The sequence below is a fragment of the Rahnella sp. PD4 genome (assembly GCF_049199325.1).
Lineage (GTDB): Bacteria > Pseudomonadota > Gammaproteobacteria > Enterobacterales > Enterobacteriaceae > Rahnella > Rahnella perminowiae.
This window is the reverse complement of record NZ_JBLZQF010000001.1, coordinates 915,829-934,946: the sequence shown is the minus strand read 5'-3', so window position 1 is coordinate 934,946 and position 19,118 is coordinate 915,829. Positions and strand designations below refer to the sequence as shown.

Annotated in this window: 19 protein-coding genes and 1 other annotated feature; of the genes, 11 read left to right on the top strand and 8 right to left on the bottom strand. The window is 49.9% G+C overall.

From position 1 onward, the window contains the following. Positions 1-156 precede the first annotated feature (156 nt). Positions 157-1,038 (top strand): protease HtpX, encoded by an 882-nt coding sequence (gene htpX, locus ACOZIO_RS04185; protein WP_129951744.1) that lies wholly within the window; start codon positions 157-159, stop codon positions 1,036-1,038. Between the two features lie 55 nt (positions 1,039-1,093). On the opposite strand, the gene ACOZIO_RS04180 is transcribed toward htpX, so the two are convergent. Further along, positions 1,094-2,491, bottom strand: coding sequence for an MFS transporter (locus ACOZIO_RS04180; protein ID WP_129990452.1), 1,398 nt, complete (start codon positions 2,489-2,491; stop codon positions 1,094-1,096). A gap of 239 nt (positions 2,492-2,730) precedes the next feature. On the opposite strand from ACOZIO_RS04180, the gene kdgR reads away from it, so the two are divergent. After that, positions 2,731-3,522: a DNA-binding transcriptional regulator KdgR gene (gene kdgR, locus ACOZIO_RS04175; RefSeq protein WP_129951742.1), complete on the top strand. Its 792-nt coding sequence runs from the start codon at positions 2,731-2,733 to the stop codon at positions 3,520-3,522. 87 nt (positions 3,523-3,609) lie between these two features. Here the strand turns inward: kdgR and ACOZIO_RS04170 are convergent, their stop codons facing one another. From ACOZIO_RS04170 to hxpB, 5 genes are all read right to left on the bottom strand, one after another. Next, a complete protein-coding gene (locus ACOZIO_RS04170; RefSeq protein ID WP_129990451.1) occupies positions 3,610-5,001 on the bottom strand; it encodes an L-cystine transporter in 1,392 nt (463 codons plus the stop codon). Between the two features lie 188 nt (positions 5,002-5,189). After that, on the bottom strand, positions 5,190-5,747 hold the full coding sequence (locus tag ACOZIO_RS04165) for a metal-dependent hydrolase (RefSeq protein WP_129951740.1): 558 nt from the start codon (positions 5,745-5,747) through the stop codon (positions 5,190-5,192). 152 nt (positions 5,748-5,899) lie between these two features. Then, complete coding sequence (kduD, locus tag ACOZIO_RS04160) at positions 5,900-6,661, bottom strand: 2-dehydro-3-deoxy-D-gluconate 5-dehydrogenase KduD (protein ID WP_421595003.1); 762 nt, start codon at positions 6,659-6,661, stop codon at positions 5,900-5,902. A gap of 78 nt (positions 6,662-6,739) precedes the next feature. Next, positions 6,740-7,576, bottom strand: a complete 837-nt coding sequence (gene kduI, locus ACOZIO_RS04155; RefSeq protein WP_129951739.1) for a 5-dehydro-4-deoxy-D-glucuronate isomerase — start codon at positions 7,574-7,576, stop codon at positions 6,740-6,742. Positions 7,577-7,881: 305 nt separating this feature from the next. Next, positions 7,882-8,547, bottom strand: a complete 666-nt coding sequence (gene hxpB / locus ACOZIO_RS04150) for a hexitol phosphatase HxpB (RefSeq protein ID WP_217139159.1) — start codon at positions 8,545-8,547, stop codon at positions 7,882-7,884. 182 nt (positions 8,548-8,729) lie between these two features. Here hxpB and ACOZIO_RS04145 point away from each other — a divergent pair, with 182 nt between their 5' ends. Beyond that, positions 8,730-9,278 (top strand): YniB family protein, encoded by a 549-nt coding sequence (locus ACOZIO_RS04145; RefSeq protein WP_266061278.1) that lies wholly within the window; start codon positions 8,730-8,732, stop codon positions 9,276-9,278. A 105-nt stretch (positions 9,279-9,383) separates the two neighbouring features. Here ACOZIO_RS04145 and ACOZIO_RS04140 read toward each other — a convergent pair whose 3' ends face one another. Then, the gene (locus ACOZIO_RS04140) at positions 9,384-10,253 is read right to left on the bottom strand and encodes a fructosamine kinase family protein (protein ID WP_129951736.1); all 870 of its coding nucleotides are present in this window, start codon (positions 10,251-10,253) and stop codon (positions 9,384-9,386) included. Positions 10,254-10,575: 322 nt separating this feature from the next. On the opposite strand from ACOZIO_RS04140, the gene ACOZIO_RS04135 reads away from it, so the two are divergent. Continuing rightward, entirely contained in the window at positions 10,576-11,211 is a 636-nt protein-coding gene (locus ACOZIO_RS04135) for a transglycosylase SLT domain-containing protein (protein WP_013576139.1), read from the top strand. A 23-nt stretch (positions 11,212-11,234) separates the two neighbouring features. Here the strand turns inward: ACOZIO_RS04135 and ACOZIO_RS04130 are convergent, their stop codons facing one another. Next, positions 11,235-11,915 carry a MarC family NAAT transporter gene (locus tag ACOZIO_RS04130; protein ID WP_238485759.1) on the bottom strand — a complete coding sequence of 227 codons (681 nt, stop codon included), beginning with the start codon at positions 11,913-11,915 and terminating at the stop codon, positions 11,235-11,237. A 289-nt stretch (positions 11,916-12,204) separates the two neighbouring features. Here ACOZIO_RS04130 and thrS point away from each other — a divergent pair, with 289 nt between their 5' ends. From thrS to pheT, 7 genes are all read left to right on the top strand, one after another. After that, the gene (gene thrS, locus ACOZIO_RS04125; protein WP_095921433.1) at positions 12,205-14,133 is read left to right on the top strand and encodes a threonine--tRNA ligase; all 1,929 of its coding nucleotides are present in this window, start codon (positions 12,205-12,207) and stop codon (positions 14,131-14,133) included. A gap of 3 nt (positions 14,134-14,136) precedes the next feature. After that, a complete protein-coding gene (gene infC, locus ACOZIO_RS04120) occupies positions 14,137-14,688 on the top strand; it encodes a translation initiation factor IF-3 (RefSeq protein WP_013576136.1) in 552 nt (183 codons plus the stop codon). A 95-nt stretch (positions 14,689-14,783) separates the two neighbouring features. After that, entirely contained in the window at positions 14,784-14,981 is a 198-nt protein-coding gene (gene rpmI, locus ACOZIO_RS04115; protein ID WP_013576135.1) for a 50S ribosomal protein L35, read from the top strand. A 42-nt stretch (positions 14,982-15,023) separates the two neighbouring features. Next, positions 15,024-15,380, top strand: a complete 357-nt coding sequence (gene rplT, locus ACOZIO_RS04110; protein ID WP_013576134.1) for a 50S ribosomal protein L20 — start codon at positions 15,024-15,026, stop codon at positions 15,378-15,380. 125 nt (positions 15,381-15,505) lie between these two features. After that, positions 15,506-15,630 (top strand) — a sequence feature (Phe leader region). Beyond that, positions 15,511-15,555 carry a pheST operon leader peptide PheM gene (pheM, locus tag ACOZIO_RS04105; protein WP_133845469.1) on the top strand — a complete coding sequence of 15 codons (45 nt, stop codon included), beginning with the start codon at positions 15,511-15,513 and terminating at the stop codon, positions 15,553-15,555. (Overlaps the previous feature by 45 nt.) A gap of 100 nt (positions 15,631-15,730) precedes the next feature. Continuing rightward, positions 15,731-16,714 (top strand): phenylalanine--tRNA ligase subunit alpha, encoded by a 984-nt coding sequence (gene pheS, locus ACOZIO_RS04100; protein ID WP_129951734.1) that lies wholly within the window; start codon positions 15,731-15,733, stop codon positions 16,712-16,714. Positions 16,715-16,728: 14 nt separating this feature from the next. After that, on the top strand, positions 16,729-19,116 hold the full coding sequence (gene pheT / locus ACOZIO_RS04095; RefSeq protein WP_421594943.1) for a phenylalanine--tRNA ligase subunit beta: 2,388 nt from the start codon (positions 16,729-16,731) through the stop codon (positions 19,114-19,116). Positions 19,117-19,118 lie beyond the last annotated feature (2 nt).

Genomic DNA, 19,118 nt, shown 5'->3' with positions numbered 1-19,118 from the left:
CGCTTCAAAATGTAAAGTATTGTGAATTCAGGTCTTCAGAACGCGCGGGCTCTTGAATCCTGATAAGAAGCCCATAGGATCAGTACAGCCGGGTGCTATGTGCCGGCGGTATGACTCGCTAATAACAATGAAGTAACAATGAGGAAGTGAAATTTTATGATGCGTATAGCGTTGTTCCTGCTGACTAACCTGGCCGTTATGCTGGTATTCGGGCTGGTGCTCAGCCTGACTGGCATTCAGCACAGCAGCGTGCCGGGGTTGATGATCATGGCCGGGCTGTTTGGCTTCGGGGGTGCAATTGTCTCATTGCTGATGTCGAAATGGATGGCGTTACGCTCTGTGGGCGGGGAAGTTATTGAACAGCCTCGTAATGAAACTGAGCGCTGGCTGATGGAAACAGTACGCCGTCAGTCTCATCAGGCGGGCATTGCGATGCCACAGGTGGCGATTTATCACGCGCCCGATATTAATGCGTTCGCAACTGGGGCGCGCCGTGATGCCTCTCTGGTGGCCGTGAGTACCGGACTGCTGCAAAGCATGAGTCAGGACGAAGCCGAGGCGGTTATTGCCCATGAAATCAGCCACATTGCTAACGGCGACATGGTGACCATGACCTTGATTCAGGGGATCGTGAATACCTTTGTGATCTTTATTTCACGTATTATCGCACAGGTGGCTTCCGGATTCCTTTCCGGCAACCGGGATGGCGAAGAGAGCAGCAACGGCAACCCGTTAATTTATTTTGCCGTGGCGACCGTGCTGGAGCTGGTCTTTGGTATTTTGGCCAGCATGATTACGATGTGGTTCTCGCGTCACCGTGAATTCCATGCGGATGCGGGTTCTGCAAAACTGGTAGGCCGTGAGAAAATGATTGCTGCGTTGCAGCGCCTGAAAACCAGTCACGAACCACAGGAAGCGGGCAGCATGATGGCATTTTGTATCAACGGTAAATCCAAATCATTCAGTGAGCTGTTTATGTCTCACCCGCCGCTGGATAAACGTATCGAAGCGCTGCGCAGCGGTGCATATATCAAGTAACCAGCCTTTGGTCATTACTGATAAAAAACCCGGCAAGTTGCCGGGTTTTTTTATGTCAGGATTTCAGGTTATCCGCCTCTTTCTGGCTGCTGGTTTTCTGCGTCATCCTTAGCAAGCTGACCAGCGCGCCGGTTCCGGCCAGCGTCCCCGCAAGTATCAGCGATGCGTGGGTGCCATGTTGCGGGAACAGGTTAAACATGAGGGCAACCATCGCCGCGCCAGTTGTCTGACCCAAAAGACGCGCGGTTCCCAACAGTCCGCTTGCTCCGCCACTGCGATTTCGCGGTGCAGCCGTGATGATCGTATGGTTGTTGGGGGACTGGAATAAACCAAAACCGGCCCCACAGAGCAACATGCGCCAGATGATGTTCAGATGAGAAGGCTCTGGTGGCAGCAATGACAGCGAAAAGAGCCCGAATGAGAACACGACCAACCCGATTCCCCCCAGCATTCCCGGATGAAAACGTTCAACCAGACGCCCGGCAATCGGTGCCATCACCATCGTCGCCAGCGGCCAAGGGGTGAGCAGAAGACCCGTTTCCACGGAATTCAAGCCGAGTGTATTTTGCAGGAAGAAGGGCAAAGAAACGAAAGCCAGCATCTGGGCACTGAAAGAACACAGCGAAGTACCCAGTGACATGCTGAAAATAGGAATACGCAATAAATCGATCGGCAACAGCGGGAACGGCTGCGAAAGCTGTCTGCGTACAAAGAACCAGCCGATGATCAGGAGGGCTATGACTTCCCCCAGGATCAGCGTGTGGTTCTGGCCTTGTGCAAAACCACTGATGGCACTGATGAGCAGCCCGAAGGTCAGGGCATTCATCACGCTGCTGATGATATCAAAACGCTGCCCCTGACTTCGTGTCGCATTGGCCGGTAAAAACTTCAACCCGAGGAGCAGCGCAACGATACCAATCGGAACGTTGATAGCGAACAGCCATTGCCAGGAGGCCACCGACAGAATACCGGCGGCAATCGTTGGCCCCGCCGCCGCTGAGACGGCGACGATAAGCGCATTAATCCCGACGCCACGCCCTAAGAAGCGCTGCGGATAAATAATTCGTATCAGCGCGGTATTCACACTCATGATTGCTGCCGCCCCGAAACCTTGTAACACGCGGGCGACAGTCAGTGTCATCAATGAATCCGATAAGGCGCAAAAGAGCGAGGTGATGCTAAATACCAGCAATCCCGTCTGGTAGATACGGCGGTAGCCGAAGATATCACCGAGCGAAGCCAGCGAAAGCAGGGAAATCGTGATCGCCAGCTGATAGGCGTTAACCACCCAGATAGAGGTTGCCGGGCTGGCATGGAAATCATTAGCGATAGTGGGCAGCGCAACGTTAGCGATAGCACCATCGAGTACAGAAACGGTAATACCGAGCGCAATGGTCAGAATAGCACCATATCGTTGTGGGACGGGTAATCCGTCAGCAGGTGAAGGAGTCATGAGGCCTGTCAGTGCGTAGTCATCATAGAGGGGAATATTACTACGCTAATTAACGTAAAGTGACAATTGTCACATGAGGTAATGAATTTTTTATCTGTCTGTCGGGAATGAAACTGGCTTAACAGTTCTTACATTCTTGATCAATGGGTTGATTGCTTCTCAGCGAGGCTTGCCATTATAATAAAAACCACGTTCTATTTTTTTTGAAACAATCTCAACGCGAGCAGGTAATATATCCTATGGCTATCGCAGATCTTGATAAGCAACCCGATTCCGTCTCCTCAGTCCTGAAAGTTTTTGGCATTTTACAAGCGCTCGGGGAAGAGCGTGAGATCGGTATCACTGAACTTTCTCAGCGTGTGATGATGTCCAAAAGCACCGTTTACCGTTTTCTTCAGACGATGAAATCTCTGGGGTATGTTGCACAGGAGGGGGAGTCCGAGAAATACTCCCTCACGCTCAAGTTATTTGAACTGGGTGCCAGGGCGTTGCAAAACGTCGATCTGATCCGCAGCGCTGATATTCAGATGCGCGAATTATCCCGTCTGACCCGCGAAACCATCCACCTGGGCGCACTGGATGAAGACGGGATTGTCTACATCCATAAAATTGACTCGATGTACAACCTGCGTATGCATTCACGCATTGGTCGGCGCAATCCGCTGCACACCACGGCAATCGGTAAGGTGCTGCTGGCGTGGGGCGATAAAACCGAAGTTAATGCGCTGTTGCAGGTGATTGAATTTACCCGCAGCACTGAAAATACCATCATGAATGCTGCCGATTTGCAGACTGCGTTGGATCAGGTTCGCGCGCAGGGGTTCGGTGAAGATAATGAAGAACAGGAACAAGGGCTTCGTTGTATCGCAGTGCCTGTATTCGATCGCTTTGGTGTGGTCATTGCGGGTCTGAGTATTTCTTTCCCGACGATACGGTTCTCAGAAGAAAGCAAAAGTCATTATGTGGAAATGTTGCATACTGCCGCGCGTAATATTTCAGAGCAAATCGGTTTTCACGATTATCCGTTCTGAATTACCGTGTTCTCAGATACTGCGTTATTTCAGGCATAAAAAAACCGAAGCCACTGGCTTCGGTTTTTTGTTGGTAGCAATCTGAAATTAACGGTGTGCCAGCTCCGCTGTTTCTTCAGAGTCCATTACCGATTTATCTGTCTGTTTCAGCAACTGGCTGGTGATGGTACCGGCAGTCATTGAACCGCTGACATTCAGCGCGGTACGCCCCATATCAATCAGGGGTTCGACAGAAATCAACAGGGCAACCAGTGTAACCGGCAGCCCCATGGCCGGCAATACGATCAGGGCGGCAAACGTTGCACCGCCACCCACACCGGCAACACCGGCCGAGCTCAGGGTAACGATACCCACTAAGGTTGCAATCCATACGGGATCAAACGGGTTGATGCCAACCGTGGGGGCAACCATCACAGCCAGCATGGTCGGATACAGACCAGCACAACCGTTCTGACCAATCGTTGCCCCGAAAGATGCCGCAAAGCTGGCGATAGATTCAGGGATACCCAGACGGCGTGTCTGCGCTTCAACGCTCAGCGGGATGGTCGCGGCACTTGAACGACTGGTGAAAGCAAAAGTCAGCACCGGCCAGACTTTACGGAAGAATTTCGCCGGATTAACACCGGTGAATGACAGCAGCACCGCGTGAATAACAAACATGATGCCCAGCCCCAGATAAGACGCCACAACGAAGCTGCCCAGCTTAATGATATCCTGAACATTCGAACCTGCGACGACTTTTGTCATCAGAGCCAGTACGCCATACGGGGTCAGTTTCATAACCAGACGCACCAGCTTCATCACCCATGCCTGCAGGGTATCGATGAAGGCCAGAACACGCGGGCCTTTTTCTGCATCATCTTTCACCAGTTGCAGGGCCGCGACACCCACGAAGGCAGCGAAGATCACGACGCTGATAATGGATGTCGGGCTAGCGCCTGTCAGGTCAGCAAACGGGTTCTTCGGTATAAAGGAAAGAATCAGCTGAGGTACGCTCAGGTCAGCCACTTTGCCGACATAATTAGTCTGAATTGCCGTCAGCCGCGCCGTTTCCTGCGTGCCCTGTACCAGGCCGTCAGCGGTGAGACCGAACAGGCCGGTCACGAAGATACCCACCAGAGAAGCGATAAGCGTGGTGAACAGCAGGGTGCCGATGGTCAGTAAACTGATTTTACCCAACGATGACGCGTTATGCAGTTTCGCCACTGCGCTCAGAATAGAGACAAACACCAGCGGCATGACGATCATTTGCAGCAACTGGACGTAGCCGTTACCGACAACATTGAACCAGGTAATTGAGGATTTCAGTACCGGATCATCGGAACCGTAGATCAGCTGTAAAGCCAGGCCAAATACCACACCCATAGCCAGACCCAGCAAAACTTTTTTTGCCAGACTCCATTGCTTGTGGCGGGTTTGCGCCAGCAGCAAAAGCAGGGCAACGAAAACCACTACGTTAAGAACGAGCGGAAGATTCATACCAGACTCCAAACTTATAATTTTGATAAATGAAACGGGTGTTTCCGGAAAGGACTGCACCATCCCAAAGCATTGGGGTGCAGAATAACAGTTTGATGGCCTGACTATTTATATCCAAAAGTAATTCGTTATAACTTTTTGGTTATATTTGTATTGATTTTAGCCAATCTGGCAGTGTTCCATTCTGTTCAGATGAATAATTTCAGCAGGTGATTAAAAAAATCCGGATTTATTGCACCAATGATGGGCGTCCAGTCTGGCCAGAAAAGGGTCAGACCGACCAGAATAAGGCAGAGTGTCCGTTCGAGCTGATTCCCTTGCTGACTGTTAATTAAAGGTAACCGGAAACGCCACCGACAAGGCCAGAGCAGTGGCACACCTGCGGGTGTCAGCATATCAGCCAGAATATGGCTCAGATAACCAATAATCATGGCGTGGAAAGCGTCAGCTGGGATCACCCAGTCGTGAGGGAAATGAGTACGTAAAAGAAAAATCCCACCGGCCACAGCCAGCAAACTGTGAGTGAACCCGCGGTGACCGAAAGCCCGCGCGATGGGGGCTGACAGCCATTTGAGACGCTGTCCCAGCACCGATTTGGGGTGATCAATATCAGGCAGCAGACAAGTAAGCAAAGAGCCGGGAATGATATGCCACCAGTCACCATGCGCCAGCTCGGGAGAAAGCTGTGCCTTCTTGGCAAATACTGCACAGGCTATTGAGAAAATGAGATGGCCTTCCGCCGTCATGACGCGTCCGAACTGGATAACTGTTATTTTATCCAGTATAAGTGAAACTGTCACAATCTTGGAAGAGATGCCCTGTAACTAATTGTCAACGAGCTGATAAAAAACAAGAAAGGCGTATAAACAGACGCCTTTCGGTGTCACTTATGGTGCCATTAACGCGCAAGCCAACCGCCATCGACGGCAATCGTGTAGCCATTAACGTAATCAGATGCTTTTGACGCCAGAAAGACGACCGGCCCCATCACATCTTCTGGCAGACCCCAGCGTCCGGCGGGGATCCTGTCGAGGATTTCTTTGCTGCGTTCTTCATCTGCACGCAACTGTTCCGTGTTGTTGGTCGCCATATATCCTGGGGCGATCGCATTCACATTGACGTTGTGCTTCGCCCATTCATTGGCCATCAGTCGGGTCAGACCCATTACGGCGCTTTTTGACGCCGTATAGGAAGGCACCCTTATTCCACCCTGATAGGAGAGCATAGAGGCAATATTTATAATCTTGCCGCCGTTGCCTTGCTTGATGAACTGTTTCGCGGCTGCCTGAGACATAAAGAACAGCGTTTTACTGTTCACATTCATCACATCATCCCAGTTTTTCTCGCTGAATCCGATGGCATCTTCGCGACGGATAATCCCGGCGTTATTGATCAGAATATCGATATGACCAAATTCTCCGACAGCCTTCTCAATCAGCTCCGGAATACCCTGAATGCTGCTCAGGTCTGCTCTCAGATCGAGAAATCGGCGACCTGCCGCGGTGACCTTTTTTTCTGTTTCTGCAGGTGCTGACAGGTTAATACCCACGATATCGCATCCCGCCTGCGCAAGGCCTAGCGCCATGCCCTGGCCCAGCCCGGTATTGCAACCGGTGACGATGGCGACTTTGCCGCTTAATTCAAATGAACTGAGGATCATATTCAGAGTCTCTTTTGCCACGGCGCGTTCGCCATAAAAGATGAGTCGCTCTGCCGGTTAAAGCAGAGCGGGGAGGAGTTAACGCAGTTCGCTGACTTTGACGTGATCCATGTCGTCGAATACCTGGTTTTCACCGACCATGCCCCAGATAAAGGTATAGTTTTTGGTGCCCACACCGGCGTGGATTGACCAGCTTGGAGAGATAACGGCCTGTTCATTGTGCACTAATAAATGACGGGTTTCCTGTGGTTGCCCCATCATATGGAACACGGCCGTCTCTTCTTCCATATTGAAGTAGAAATACACTTCCATACGGCGTTCATGGGTATGGCAAGGCATGGTATTCCACAGGCTGCCTTCTTCCAGTTTGGTCAGCCCCATGGTCAGCTGGCAGGTTTCCAGAACGTCAGGCACGATGAATTTATTGATGGTGCGGCGGTTACTGGTGGCTGCATCACCGATGGTCTGCGGAGAGGCTTCCGCCAGCGTGATTTTTTTGTTCGGGAAAGTGGTATGAGCCGGTGCGCTGTTGTAGTAAAACTTAGCCGGTTTTAACGGATCAACACTGCTGAACTCAACCCGTTGTGCCCCTTTGCCGACATACAACGCTTCTTCATGACCGATTTCATACGTCGTGCCATCAACCACGATCAGGCCCGGACCACCAATATTGATCACGCCGAGTTCGCGACGCTCAAGAAAATAGCTTACGCCAAGCTGTTTACCAACTTCATCACCCACGGATACCGTTTTTTCAGCGGGCATGACGCCCCCGACAATGATGCGGTCAATATGGCTGTAGGTCATGGTGTAGGCATTTTTCTCGAAAATTTTCTCAATGAGAAATTCACGGCGTAATTCAGCGGTATCAAGTGTTTTAGCGTGGTCGCTGTGGATACTTTGACGAACTTGCATGTGGGTGCCTCTCATAGATGACGAGATTAAGGAGGACTTACCGGGCGAGTCTGACCGTTGCGTGGCAGTGACAGGGTACAGAAGCAGGAGAGCTCCCGGCTCGTCCTTGTTGCAGAAATCATAGGTTGATTGACATGTTAATTCAATAAAAATGAAATGATGTTTTATTTATTTTATGAGTCAGTTCAAGATTTACGAAATTAAACGAAGCTTAAAAAATTTCGCAGTGGAAATGTGGGATGAGGACATTCAGGCAGGAGGGAAATCCTGAAATTACGCAGCCGCATGTGCGGCTGCGTATAAAGTTAACTGATATGCGCTACACGCAGTTGTTCGAGGGAAGAAAGTTTGACATCTGCGAGCGCCCAGCGCGGATCCATACTGTATTCCTGGTCCGGCACTACCACCGAGCGCATACGCGCGGCTTTGGTGGCGATCATGCCATTAAAAGAGTCTTCGAGCGTCACACAGTGCAGGGGATCAACCTGTAATTCTCCCGCAGCCAGCAGATAGACCTCAGGATGGGGTTTGCTGTAAGGCAGCTTTTCCGCAGAAACACGAACCTCAAAGAAAGATTGTAAATTAAACATTTCCAGCACGGTATCGAGCATAAACAGCGGTGATGCAGAGGCAAGACCAATTTTAAGCCCCTGATCACGGCAAAGTTCAAGGGCATGATTTACGCCAGGCAGCAGTGGCCGGGTTTGCTCCACCAGTTCAATCGTGCGGGCGATGATCATCGAGCACACTTCTTCCTGATCCGGACCCCGCCATGGAAGCGCCTGATACCACATTCTGACCACCTGATCGATACGCAAACCTAGCGTATCCGGCAATAAATGGCGCTGGGAAATATCAACCCCCAGGCGACTGAAAACGTCCAGCTCAGCCTGAGTCCATAAACGTTCAGAATCAATTAACAGACCATCCATATCGAAAATTGCTGCATTAACAGGGCGGATATAAGCCATGAAAGCGGACTCCCTTACAATAAATAGAAACCCACTCTAACATTGGCGGGAATGTAGGTGAAATCAGAGACGGAGGGCTGTTGTCCCGGCACTGCCATGCTAACTGATTAAAACATTGGGCGGAGCAGCCTTTCTGTGGGTAAACTTAGCCGTTGCTTTAGGTATCCTAACAAGGGGAATTCATGACGTACCAACAAGCCGGACGTGTGGCAGTCATTAAACGAATAGCGGGATGGATCATCTTTATTCCTGCTCTGCTTTCAACGCTGATTTCTTTGCTGACTTTTATCAATGAGCACACTAAAACGGAGCAGGGCATCAACGCGGTCATGCTGGATTTCGTCCATGTGATGGTGGATATGGTGAAGTTCAATACGACGTTTCTCAATGTCTTTTGGTACAACTCACCGGTGCCTGCTTTAGGACAGGGTGTTACCAGCGCGAACGTCATGTTCTTTGTCATCTACTGGCTGATTTTTGTGGGTCTGGCACTTCAGGCTTCCGGCGCGAGAATGTCCCGTCAGGTGAAACACATTCGCGAAGGGATTCAGGATCAGCTTATTCTGGAACAGGCGAAAGGGGTTGAAGGACGTACGCGTCCGCAAATCGAAGAGCGTATCGTGATACCGCGACACACTATTTTGGTGCAGTATTTCCCATTGTATATTTTGCCAATTATCATCGCTGTCATCGGCTATTTCATTCTGAAATTATTAGGATTAATTGCCTGACATACTGACGACATATTTATAACGCTTTTCGGTAAGCATGATAAATAAGGCCTGAATACTGACGAGTTCAGGCCTTATTTTCTCAGGGCTAAAAGATTAATTTTGCTAACTGATATCTTCGTGTAGCAGTCTTTCTATGGCGCGTTGTGCAACCACAAGATGCTGACCACCGAATAAATTGCTGCGGTTAAGCAGGTAATATAACTGGTAGACGGGTTGCCTGGAAATGAAGTCATCAGGGAGCGGAGTTTCACTTTGATAACCGTCATATAATTGCGGCGGGATATTAGGATACAACGGCAGCATAGCCAGATCGCATTCCCGGTCTCCCCAGTAGCAGGCAGGGTCAAAAATCACCGGACCATCATCCGATAAACCACAGTTATGCGGCCATAAATCGCCGTGTAAAAGTGAAGGTTGCGGCTGATGATTCTGCAAGCGTGCATAAACCATGGCCGTGATATCTTCGATATTGCCAAACATCATCCCTTTTTCTGCAGCCAGTTGTAGCTGCCAGCCAATACGCTGTTCAGCAAAGAAGGTGGCCCAGCGTCGTTGCCAGCTGTTGGGCTGCGGAAGCGTCGCCAGTTCATTATCGAAATCCAGACCGAATTGCAGTTGCTCACTCCACTGGTGCAACGTGGCAAGTTGCTGACCTAAAACATAGGCATTATGTGCATCCAGCGGTTTTTGCGGGATATATTCGAGTAAGAGGAAACTGTAATCACGATCACTGCCTACGCCATAAACTTCCGGTACCCGGACGGTCTGGCTGCGCGCAAGCAGGGCAAGCTGATCGGCTTCAGCGGCAAAGATAGGCAACATTTCGCGTGTATTACATTTTACGAACACATCCCTGTCGCCGTAACTCAGCCGCCAGGTAGGGTGGATTTCGCCCCCCGGGAGCTCAACACGTTCGCGGATTTCAGCATTACCTAAGTGTTCACTCAACAAACGATTGATGGCTTGCCACATGGTATTACCCCTTCTGACTGGCCCGATAATTCATTAAGTTAGCGTTTTTCTCGCTTCGAAAACCCGATCCGGCGCACGGCTGAATCAGATGATGATGTCAATTTATGTCATTTCTGAGATGGCTAAATAGGAAATGCCATCAGCGAACCGATTAATTTAGGAATAAGTAACCTGAAACAGGTTTTATAAGCGGAATTGTCTTATCGACATCCTCTCAACCCCCTTGTTTAACAAAGCAATAATAATAATAGACGAAAAATATATTCAGGTGTGGGAAGAAGATGTATATGCTACATCTCGTCCCAGTCGCGAGAGAGATAACGTGAAACCAAACATTCTTTATTTGATGGCCGCGCTATTGCTGGCGGGTTGCGCTAAAGAAACACCGGTTCAGACCACGCGTTTTTTGAATCCATCGCCGCCACCTCAGCGCGATACTTCATTAATGCATCCGGGGCCTTATGGTGATGTTATTCACCAGGCGGCAAATACTTACGGCGTCGACGAAACACTCGTTAAAGCGATCATTCAGGTCGAATCTGGATATAACCCAACCGTTGTCAGCAAATCGAATGCGATTGGGTTAATGCAGCTAAAGGCCTCAACGGCAGGACGCGATGCCTACCGGATGAAAGGACGTTATGGTCAGCCCACGCCGCGTGATTTAAAAGATCCGGCGGTTAACATTGACCTTGGAACGGCTTATTTAAGCATTTTACAACAGCAGCTTGCCGGCATTAATAACCCTGAAACCCGCCGTTACGCCACTACGCTGGCCTATGTGAACGGAGCAGGGGCATTGCTGAGAACGTTCGACAAAGATAAAACGTATGCGATTGCGAAAATCAATCTGATGACGCCCGCAGAGTTTTCTGCCCATGTGCAGAAAAAACATCCGGCACCACAAGCCCCACGCTATCTGTGGAAAGTGAACAATGCCTATCTGGCGATGCGATAAGCATGGTTTTTTCCGCCAGCGGCTCAGGCTGCTGGCGGGAAGGTTTTAATAATCTCGATAATGCCGTTGATAACGAACTGAACGCCCATACACACCAGCAAAAATCCCATCAGACGTGAAATCGCCTCAATTCCGCTTTTCCCGACCAGACGCATAATCGCCCCGGAACTGCGCAGGGATATCCACAAAATCAAACCCACTAAAAAGAAAATCATCACCGGCGCAACGATAATGATCCAGTGCGGATAGTCAGATGACTTGACCGTCGAAGCGCTGCTGATAATCATGGCGATAGTGCCTGGTCCGGCGGTACTTGGCATCGCAAGAGGAACAAAAGCGATATTTGGCGAATCCTGCTTCTTCATTTCAGCCGTTTTGTTTTCGATAAGGATTCTTTCTTCCACGTGCGGCTGAGGGAAAAGCATCCTGAAACCGATAAAGGTGACGATGAGTCCCCCCGCAATACGCAGACCGGGAATGGAAATCCCGAAGGTATTCATCACCACTTGTCCTGCGTAATACGCCACCATCATGATGATAAAGACATACACTGAGGCCATCAGCGACTGCTGGTTCCTTTCCTGAGTGGTCATATTCCCTGAAAGGCCGAGCATCAGGGCAACGGTTGTCAGCGGATTTGCCAGCGGAAGCAGCACCACCAGACCCAGTCCAAGTACCTCAAATAATTGCCTGATTTCTGTCATCTTCTTCTCTTTTTCAAATGCATCTCTGGTTACCTTAGCGTCTCAGAGAAGATTACACGAAAAATATCCGCGATTAGCAACACAGGTTGCTGGAAATTCGCACTTTACGGGTGGTAAACTTGTCGGCTGTTTTCGCGTCGCATCCCGGTACAAGACCGTGCAGTATTCAGGGTGCCTATATTTGGCAAGGTAAAGCTAAATAGCGTGAATAACTACGTGAATTTAAACTCAAATATTTTTCTAGATGTGCTCTGTCGTGTGGGGCACCACTGTAGATTAAGGAATTAGCATGCCTGTCATTACTCTTCCTGATGGAAGCCAGCGCGTTTTTGATCGCCCCGTTTCTCCTCTGGATGTTGCCCTTGATATCGGTCCTGGTCTGGCGAAAGCCTGTATCGCGGGTCGTGTTAACGGCGAACTGGTTGATGCCACCGATCTGATTGAGGTTGATGCGCAACTGGCGATCATTACTGCTAAAGACGAAGCCGGTCTTGAAATTTTGCGCCACTCCTGTGCGCACCTTTTGGGTCATGCCATTAAACAACTCTGGCCAGACACCAAAATGGCAATCGGCCCGGTTATCGATAATGGCTTCTACTACGACGTCGATTTAGATCGCACGCTGACTCAGGAAGATATCGAACTGCTTGAAAAGCGCATGCACGAACTGGCTGAAAAGAATTACGACGTTATTAAAAAGAAAGTCAGCTGGCAGGAAGCGCGTGACACCTTTGCAAGCCGTGGCGAAGAATACAAAGTGGCGATCCTGGATGAAAACATCAGTCATGATGATCGTCCGGGCTTGTATCACCATGAAGAATATGTGGATATGTGTCGTGGCCCACATGTACCGAACATGCGTTTCTGCCATCATTTCAAACTGCAGAAAACCTCCGGTGCATACTGGCGTGGCAACAGCGATAACAAAATGCTGCAACGTATTTACGGCACCGCATGGGCAGATAAAAAGCAACTGAATGCATACATTCAGCGTCTGGAAGAAGCCGGTAAACGTGACCACCGTAAAATTGGTAAGCAGCTTGATCTCTATCACATGCAGGAAGAAGCTCCGGGCATGGTGTTCTGGCACAACGACGGCTGGACTATTTTCCGCGAGCTGGAAGCCTTTGTACGCATGAAACTGAAGTCTTATGACTATCAGGAAGTAAAAGGTCCGTTCATGATGGATCGCGTGCTGTGGGAAAAAACCGGTCACTGGGAAAACTACAAAGAAGCGATGTTCACCACTTCTTCTGAAAACCGGGAATATTGCATCAAACCAATGAACTGTCCGGGACACGTTCAGATCTTCAATCAGGGACTGAAATCCTACCGCGACCTGCCATTGCGTATGGCTGAGTTCGGCAGTTGCCACCGTAATGAGCCCTCCGGCGCATTGCATGGCCTGATGCGAGTTCGTGGCTTCACTCAGGATGATGCCCATATCTTCTGTACTGAAGAGCAGGTACGTGACGAAGTAAACAGCTGTATCCGTATGGTGTATGACATGTACAGCACTTTTGGTTTCGAAAAGATCGTGGTGAAATTATCCACCCGTCCTGAGAAGCGCATTGGTACTGATGAAATGTGGACACGTGCTGAGGATGATCTCGCGGCTGCGCTGACTGAAAACGATATTCCGTTCGAATATCAGCCAGGTGAAGGGGCGTTCTACGGTCCGAAAATTGAATTTACCTTGCATGATTGTTTGGATCGTGCGTGGCAGTGTGGTACCGTGCAGCTCGACTTTTCATTACCTGGTCGTTTGAACGCCTCTTATATTGGCGAAAGTAACGACCGTCAGGTTCCGGTAATGATTCACCGTGCTATCCTGGGTTCGATGGAGCGCTTCATCGGTATTCTGACTGAAGAATACGCTGGCTTCTTCCCGACCTGGATGGCTCCGGTTCAGGTAGTGATCATGAACATCACTGATGCACAAGCTACCTATGTCGAAGAATTAACTAAAAAACTGCAAGATGCAGGCATTCGCGTTAAAGCCGACTTGAGAAATGAGAAGATTGGCTTTAAAATTCGCGAACACACGCTACGCCGTGTTCCTTATATGTTAGTTTGTGGCGATAAAGAGGTCGAAGCAGGCAAAGTTGCTGTTCGTACCCGCCGCGGCAAAGACTTAGGAAGCATGGATGTTAGCGAAGTCGTTGACAAACTGCTGGCGGAAATCCGCAGCAGAAGTCTTCATCAACTGGAGGAATAAAGTATTAAAGGCGGAAAACGAGTTCAACCGGCGCGTCCTAATCGCATTAACAAAGAGATTCGCGCGCAAGAAGTTCGCCTCACAGGCGTCGATGGCGAGCAGATTGGTATTGTCAGTCTGAATGAAGCTCTTGAAAAAGCTGAGGAAGCGGGCGTCGATTTAGTAGAAATCAGTCCGAATGCCGAGCCGCCAGTTTGTCGAATCATGGATTACGGCAAATTCCTCTACGAGAAGAGCAAGTCGACCAAAGAGCAGAAGAAGAAACAAAAAGTTATTCAGGTTAAGGAAATCAAATTCCGACCTGGTACCGATGATGGCGACTATCAGGTCAAACTACGCAACCTGATTCGCTTTCTGGAAGATGGCGATAAAGCTAAAATCACCCTGCGTTTCCGTGGGCGTGAAATGGCGCACCAACAGATCGGTATGGAAGTGCTTAACCGCGTCCGTAAAGACCTGTGTGAAGATTCTGAACTGGCCGTTGTCGAATCCTTCCCTACGAAGATCGAAGGTCGTCAGATGATCATGGTGCTCGCACCTAAGAAGAAACAGTAAGGCTTCCAAGTAATCCTGCTGCGCGGTGCCCGCACCGCGTATGCTGGATTCGCCTTTCTGATTCATGTTAATAACAATGCGAAGTGGAATTTAAAATGCCAAAGATCAAAACAGTACGCGGCGCCGCTAAACGCTTCAAAAAAACCGCCAACGGTGGTTTTAAGCGTAAGCACGCAAACCTGCGTCATATTCTGACCAAAAAAGCTACTAAGCGTAAACGTCACTTGCGTCCAAAAGGCCTGGTATCCAAGAACGATTTGGGTCTGGTCTCTGCATGTCTGCCGTACGCATAAATACACTTTTTTTCATCTAGAATATAAAACTCAGGAGAGCATATGGCTCGCGTAAAACGTGGTGTGATTGCACGTGCACGTCACAAGAAAATCTTAAAACAGGCGAAAGGCTACTACGGTGCCCGTTCTCGCGTATATCGTGTTGCATTCCAGGCTGTTATCAAAGCTGGTCAATACGCCTACCGTGACCGTCGTCAAAAGAAACGTCAGTTCCGTCAGCTGTGGATCGCGCGTATCAACGCAGCAGCTCGTCAGAACGACATGTCTTACAGCAAATTCATTAACGGCTTGAAAAAAGCTTCTATTGAAATTGACCGTAAGATCTTGGCTGACATCGCGGTATTCGACAAAGTGGCATTCTCTGCACTGGTCGAAAAAGCGAAAGCAGCTCTGGCGTAAGTCAGGTAAAAGAGGGAGCTTGCTCCCTCTTTTATATTTTGTGTTTAAAAACATTCTGTTTCGTTGTTTAATAACCACCGTTTCGTTTGAATTCCGGCACAAGATTTACAACCGATAAGGTAACGCAAGCATGAACACTGCTATTTTCCGTTTCTTTTTTTACTTTAGCGCCTGACTCAGGAAGGCTTTCGCGCGTAAGAGAAGAAACGAAAAGTAGCGCCTAAGCCTCCCTCGTGGAGGCTTTTTTGTATCTGTGCTTTATACAACTAAGGTTCAGGGTCAAAATCGCGCCCCTGATTAATCACGGTTATTTTACATCGGGCCATATTGGCCAGAAGAAGAGGAAAGCAATGCCACATCTCGCAGAACTGGTTGCCAATGCCAAGGCAGCCGTAGAGAGTGCTCAGGATATCGCCGCACTGGATAATGTGCGTGTCGAATATCTGGGTAAGAAAGGCCACCTGACACTCCAGATGACAACCCTCCGTGAATTACCAGCGGAAGAACGCCCGGCTGCGGGTGCAGTCATCAACGAAGCGAAAGCGCAGGTTCAGGAAGCCCTGAACGCGCGTAAAAATACGCTGGAGTCCGCCGAACTCAATGCCCGTCTGGCTGAAGAAACGATTGATGTTTCCCTGCCTGGTCGTCGTATCGAAAACGGTGGGCTGCACCCGGTGACCCGTACTATCGACCGCATTGAAACTTTTTTTGGTGAGTTAGGTTTTACCGTGGAAACCGGCCCGGAAATCGAAGATGACTATCACAACTTTGATGCCCTGAACATTCCAGGTCATCATCCGGCGCGTGCCGATCACGATACTTTTTGGTTTGATGCCAAGCGCCTGCTGCGTACACAAACTTCTGGTGTTCAGATCCGTACAATGAAAGACCAGCAGCCGCCGATTCGTATTATCGCGCCGGGCCGTGTTTATCGTAACGATTACGATCAGACGCACACGCCGATGTTCCATCAGATGGAAGGTCTGATTGTCGATAAAGGCATCAGTTTTTCCAACCTGAAAGGCACATTGCACGATTTCCTGAATAACTTCTTTGAAGCTGATTTGCAGATCCGTTTCCGTCCTTCCTATTTCCCGTTCACTGAGCCTTCCGCAGAAGTGGATGTGATGGGCAAGAATGGTAAATGGTTGGAAGTGCTGGGTTGCGGCATGGTGCATCCGAATGTACTGCGCAACGTGGGCATTGACCCTGAAGTGTATTCCGGTTTTGCCTTCGGGATGGGGATGGAACGTCTGACAATGTTGCGCTATGGCGTGACTGACCTGCGTGCATTCTTCGAAAACGATCTGCGTTTCCTCAAACAGTTTAAGTAAGGCGGGAATATCACATGAAATTCAGTGAACTCTGGTTGCGTGAGTGGGTAAATCCAGCCATCAGCAGCGAAGCGTTATCAGACCAAATTACCATGGCCGGCCTGGAAGTTGATGGCGTTGAGCCAGTGGCAGGCGCATTTAATGGCGTGGTTGTCGGTGAAGTTGTCGAATGCGGTCAGCATCCTAATGCCGATAAACTGCGTGTTACGAAAGTCAATGTGGGCGGCGATCGTCTGCTGGACATCGTTTGTGGTGCGCCAAACTGCCGTCAGGGCCTTAAAGTTGCAGTAGCAACAGTCGGCGCTGTATTGCCGGGTGATTTTAAAATTAAGGCCGCAAAACTGCGTGGTGAACCTTCAGAAGGTATGCTGTGCTCATTCTCCGAATTAGGTATTTCAGAAGATCACGACGGTATCATTGAACTGCCACTGGATGCGCCAGTCGGTACTGATATCCGCGAATTCCTGAAACTTGATGACACCACAATTGAAATCAGCGTAACGCCAAACCGTGCCGATTGCCTGGGTATCCTCGGCGTGGCGCGTGATGTTGCGGTGATTAACCAGTTGCCACTGGTTGAGCCGGAAATGAACCCGGTCAAGGCAACGATTGATGCCACTATTTCCATTGATGTGCAGGCCCCACAAGCGTGTCCGCGCTATTTGGGTCGCGTAGTGAAAGGTATTAACGTTAAAGCGCCAACGCCACTGTGGATGCGTGAAAAACTGCGTCGTTGTGGTACGCGTTCTATTGATGCCGTGGTGGATATCACTAACTACGTGTTACTCGAACTCGGTCAGCCAATGCATGCGTTTGATCTGAACCGCATCAGCGGCGGCATTGTAGTACGTATGGCCCGGCCAGGCGAACCGCTGACCCTGCTCGACGGTACACAGGCGAAACTGGCAGAAGATACGCTGGTCATTGCGGATCACGAGAAAGCGCTCGCCATGGCCGGTATTTTTGGTGGCGAGCATTCCGGTGTGAACGATGAAACGCAGGATGTCCTGCTGGAATCTGCTTTCTTCGCGCCACTGTCGATCACAGGCCGTGCACGTCGCCAGGGTTTGCACACAGACGCATCACATCGCTATGAACGTGGTGTTGATCCGAAGTTGCAATTCAAAGCCATCGAACGCGCCACTGCGTTGTTGCTGAGCATCTGCGGCGGGGAAGCGGGGCCGGTTATCGACGCCACTTCCGAAGCGGATTTGCCGAAAGCGGCAACCATCATTCTGCGTCGTGAAAAACTGGATCGCCTGATCGGGCATCACGTTGAAGATGCACAGGTGACTGACATTCTGACCCGCCTTGGGTGCCAGGTTCAGCATCACGCCGACCACTGGGTAGCTGTCGCACCAAGCTGGCGTTTCGATATGCAAATCGAAGAAGACCTGGTGGAAGAAGTTGCGCGTGTTTACGGCTACAACAATATTCCTGATGTCCCGGTTAAAGCCAGCCTGGTGATGACCAAACACCGTGAAGCGAACCTTTCGCTGAAACGTGTGAAAAATCTGCTGGTTGACCGCGGTTTCCAGGAAGCGATCACTTACAGTTTTGTCGATCCAAAAGTGCAGGCTCTGCTGCATCCGGGCGAGGACGCACTGATTTTGCCTAGCCCGATTTCGGTGGAAATGTCCGCTATGCGTCTTTCCCTGTGGTCAGGTTTGCTGACTTCAGTGGTAAATAACCAGAATCGTCAGCAAAGTCGCGTACGTTTATTTGAAAGTGGCCTGCGCTTTGTCCCTGATACGCAAGCCGATTTAGGTATCCGTCAGGACGTCATGCTGTCTGGGGTGATCTCCGGCACCAAAAATGAAGAGCATTGGGATCTGGCGCGTCAGGCAGTTGACTACTACGATTTGAAAGGTGATCTTGAGGCTATTCTTGAGCTTACCGGCAAAATGAACAATGTACAGTTCAAGGTGGAAGCGAATCCTGCGTTGCATCCCGGGCAAAGCGCTGCGATTTATTTACACGGCGAACGTATTGGTTTCATTGGTGTAGTACACCCTGAGCTGGAACGTAAACTCGATCTTAATGGTCGTACCGTCGTCTTCGAACTGTTGTGGAACAAGGTCGCAGACCGCGTACTGCCTGATGCGAAAGAGATTTCTCGCTTCCCGGCGAACCGTCGTGACATTGCTGTTGTAGTGGCCGAAAACGTGCCCGCAGACGATATTTTGGCAGAGTGCAAGAAAGTTGGCGCAAATCAGGTAGTTGGCGTAAACTTGTTTGATGTGTACCGTGGCAAGGGCGTAGCTGAGGGTTATAAGAGCCTGGCTATTAGTCTGGTGTTGCAGGATACCGGCCGTACACTGGAAGAAGAGGAGATCGCCGCTACCGTTGCAAAATGCGTAGAGGCTCTAAAACAGCGATTCCAAGCATCCTTGAGGGATTGAAC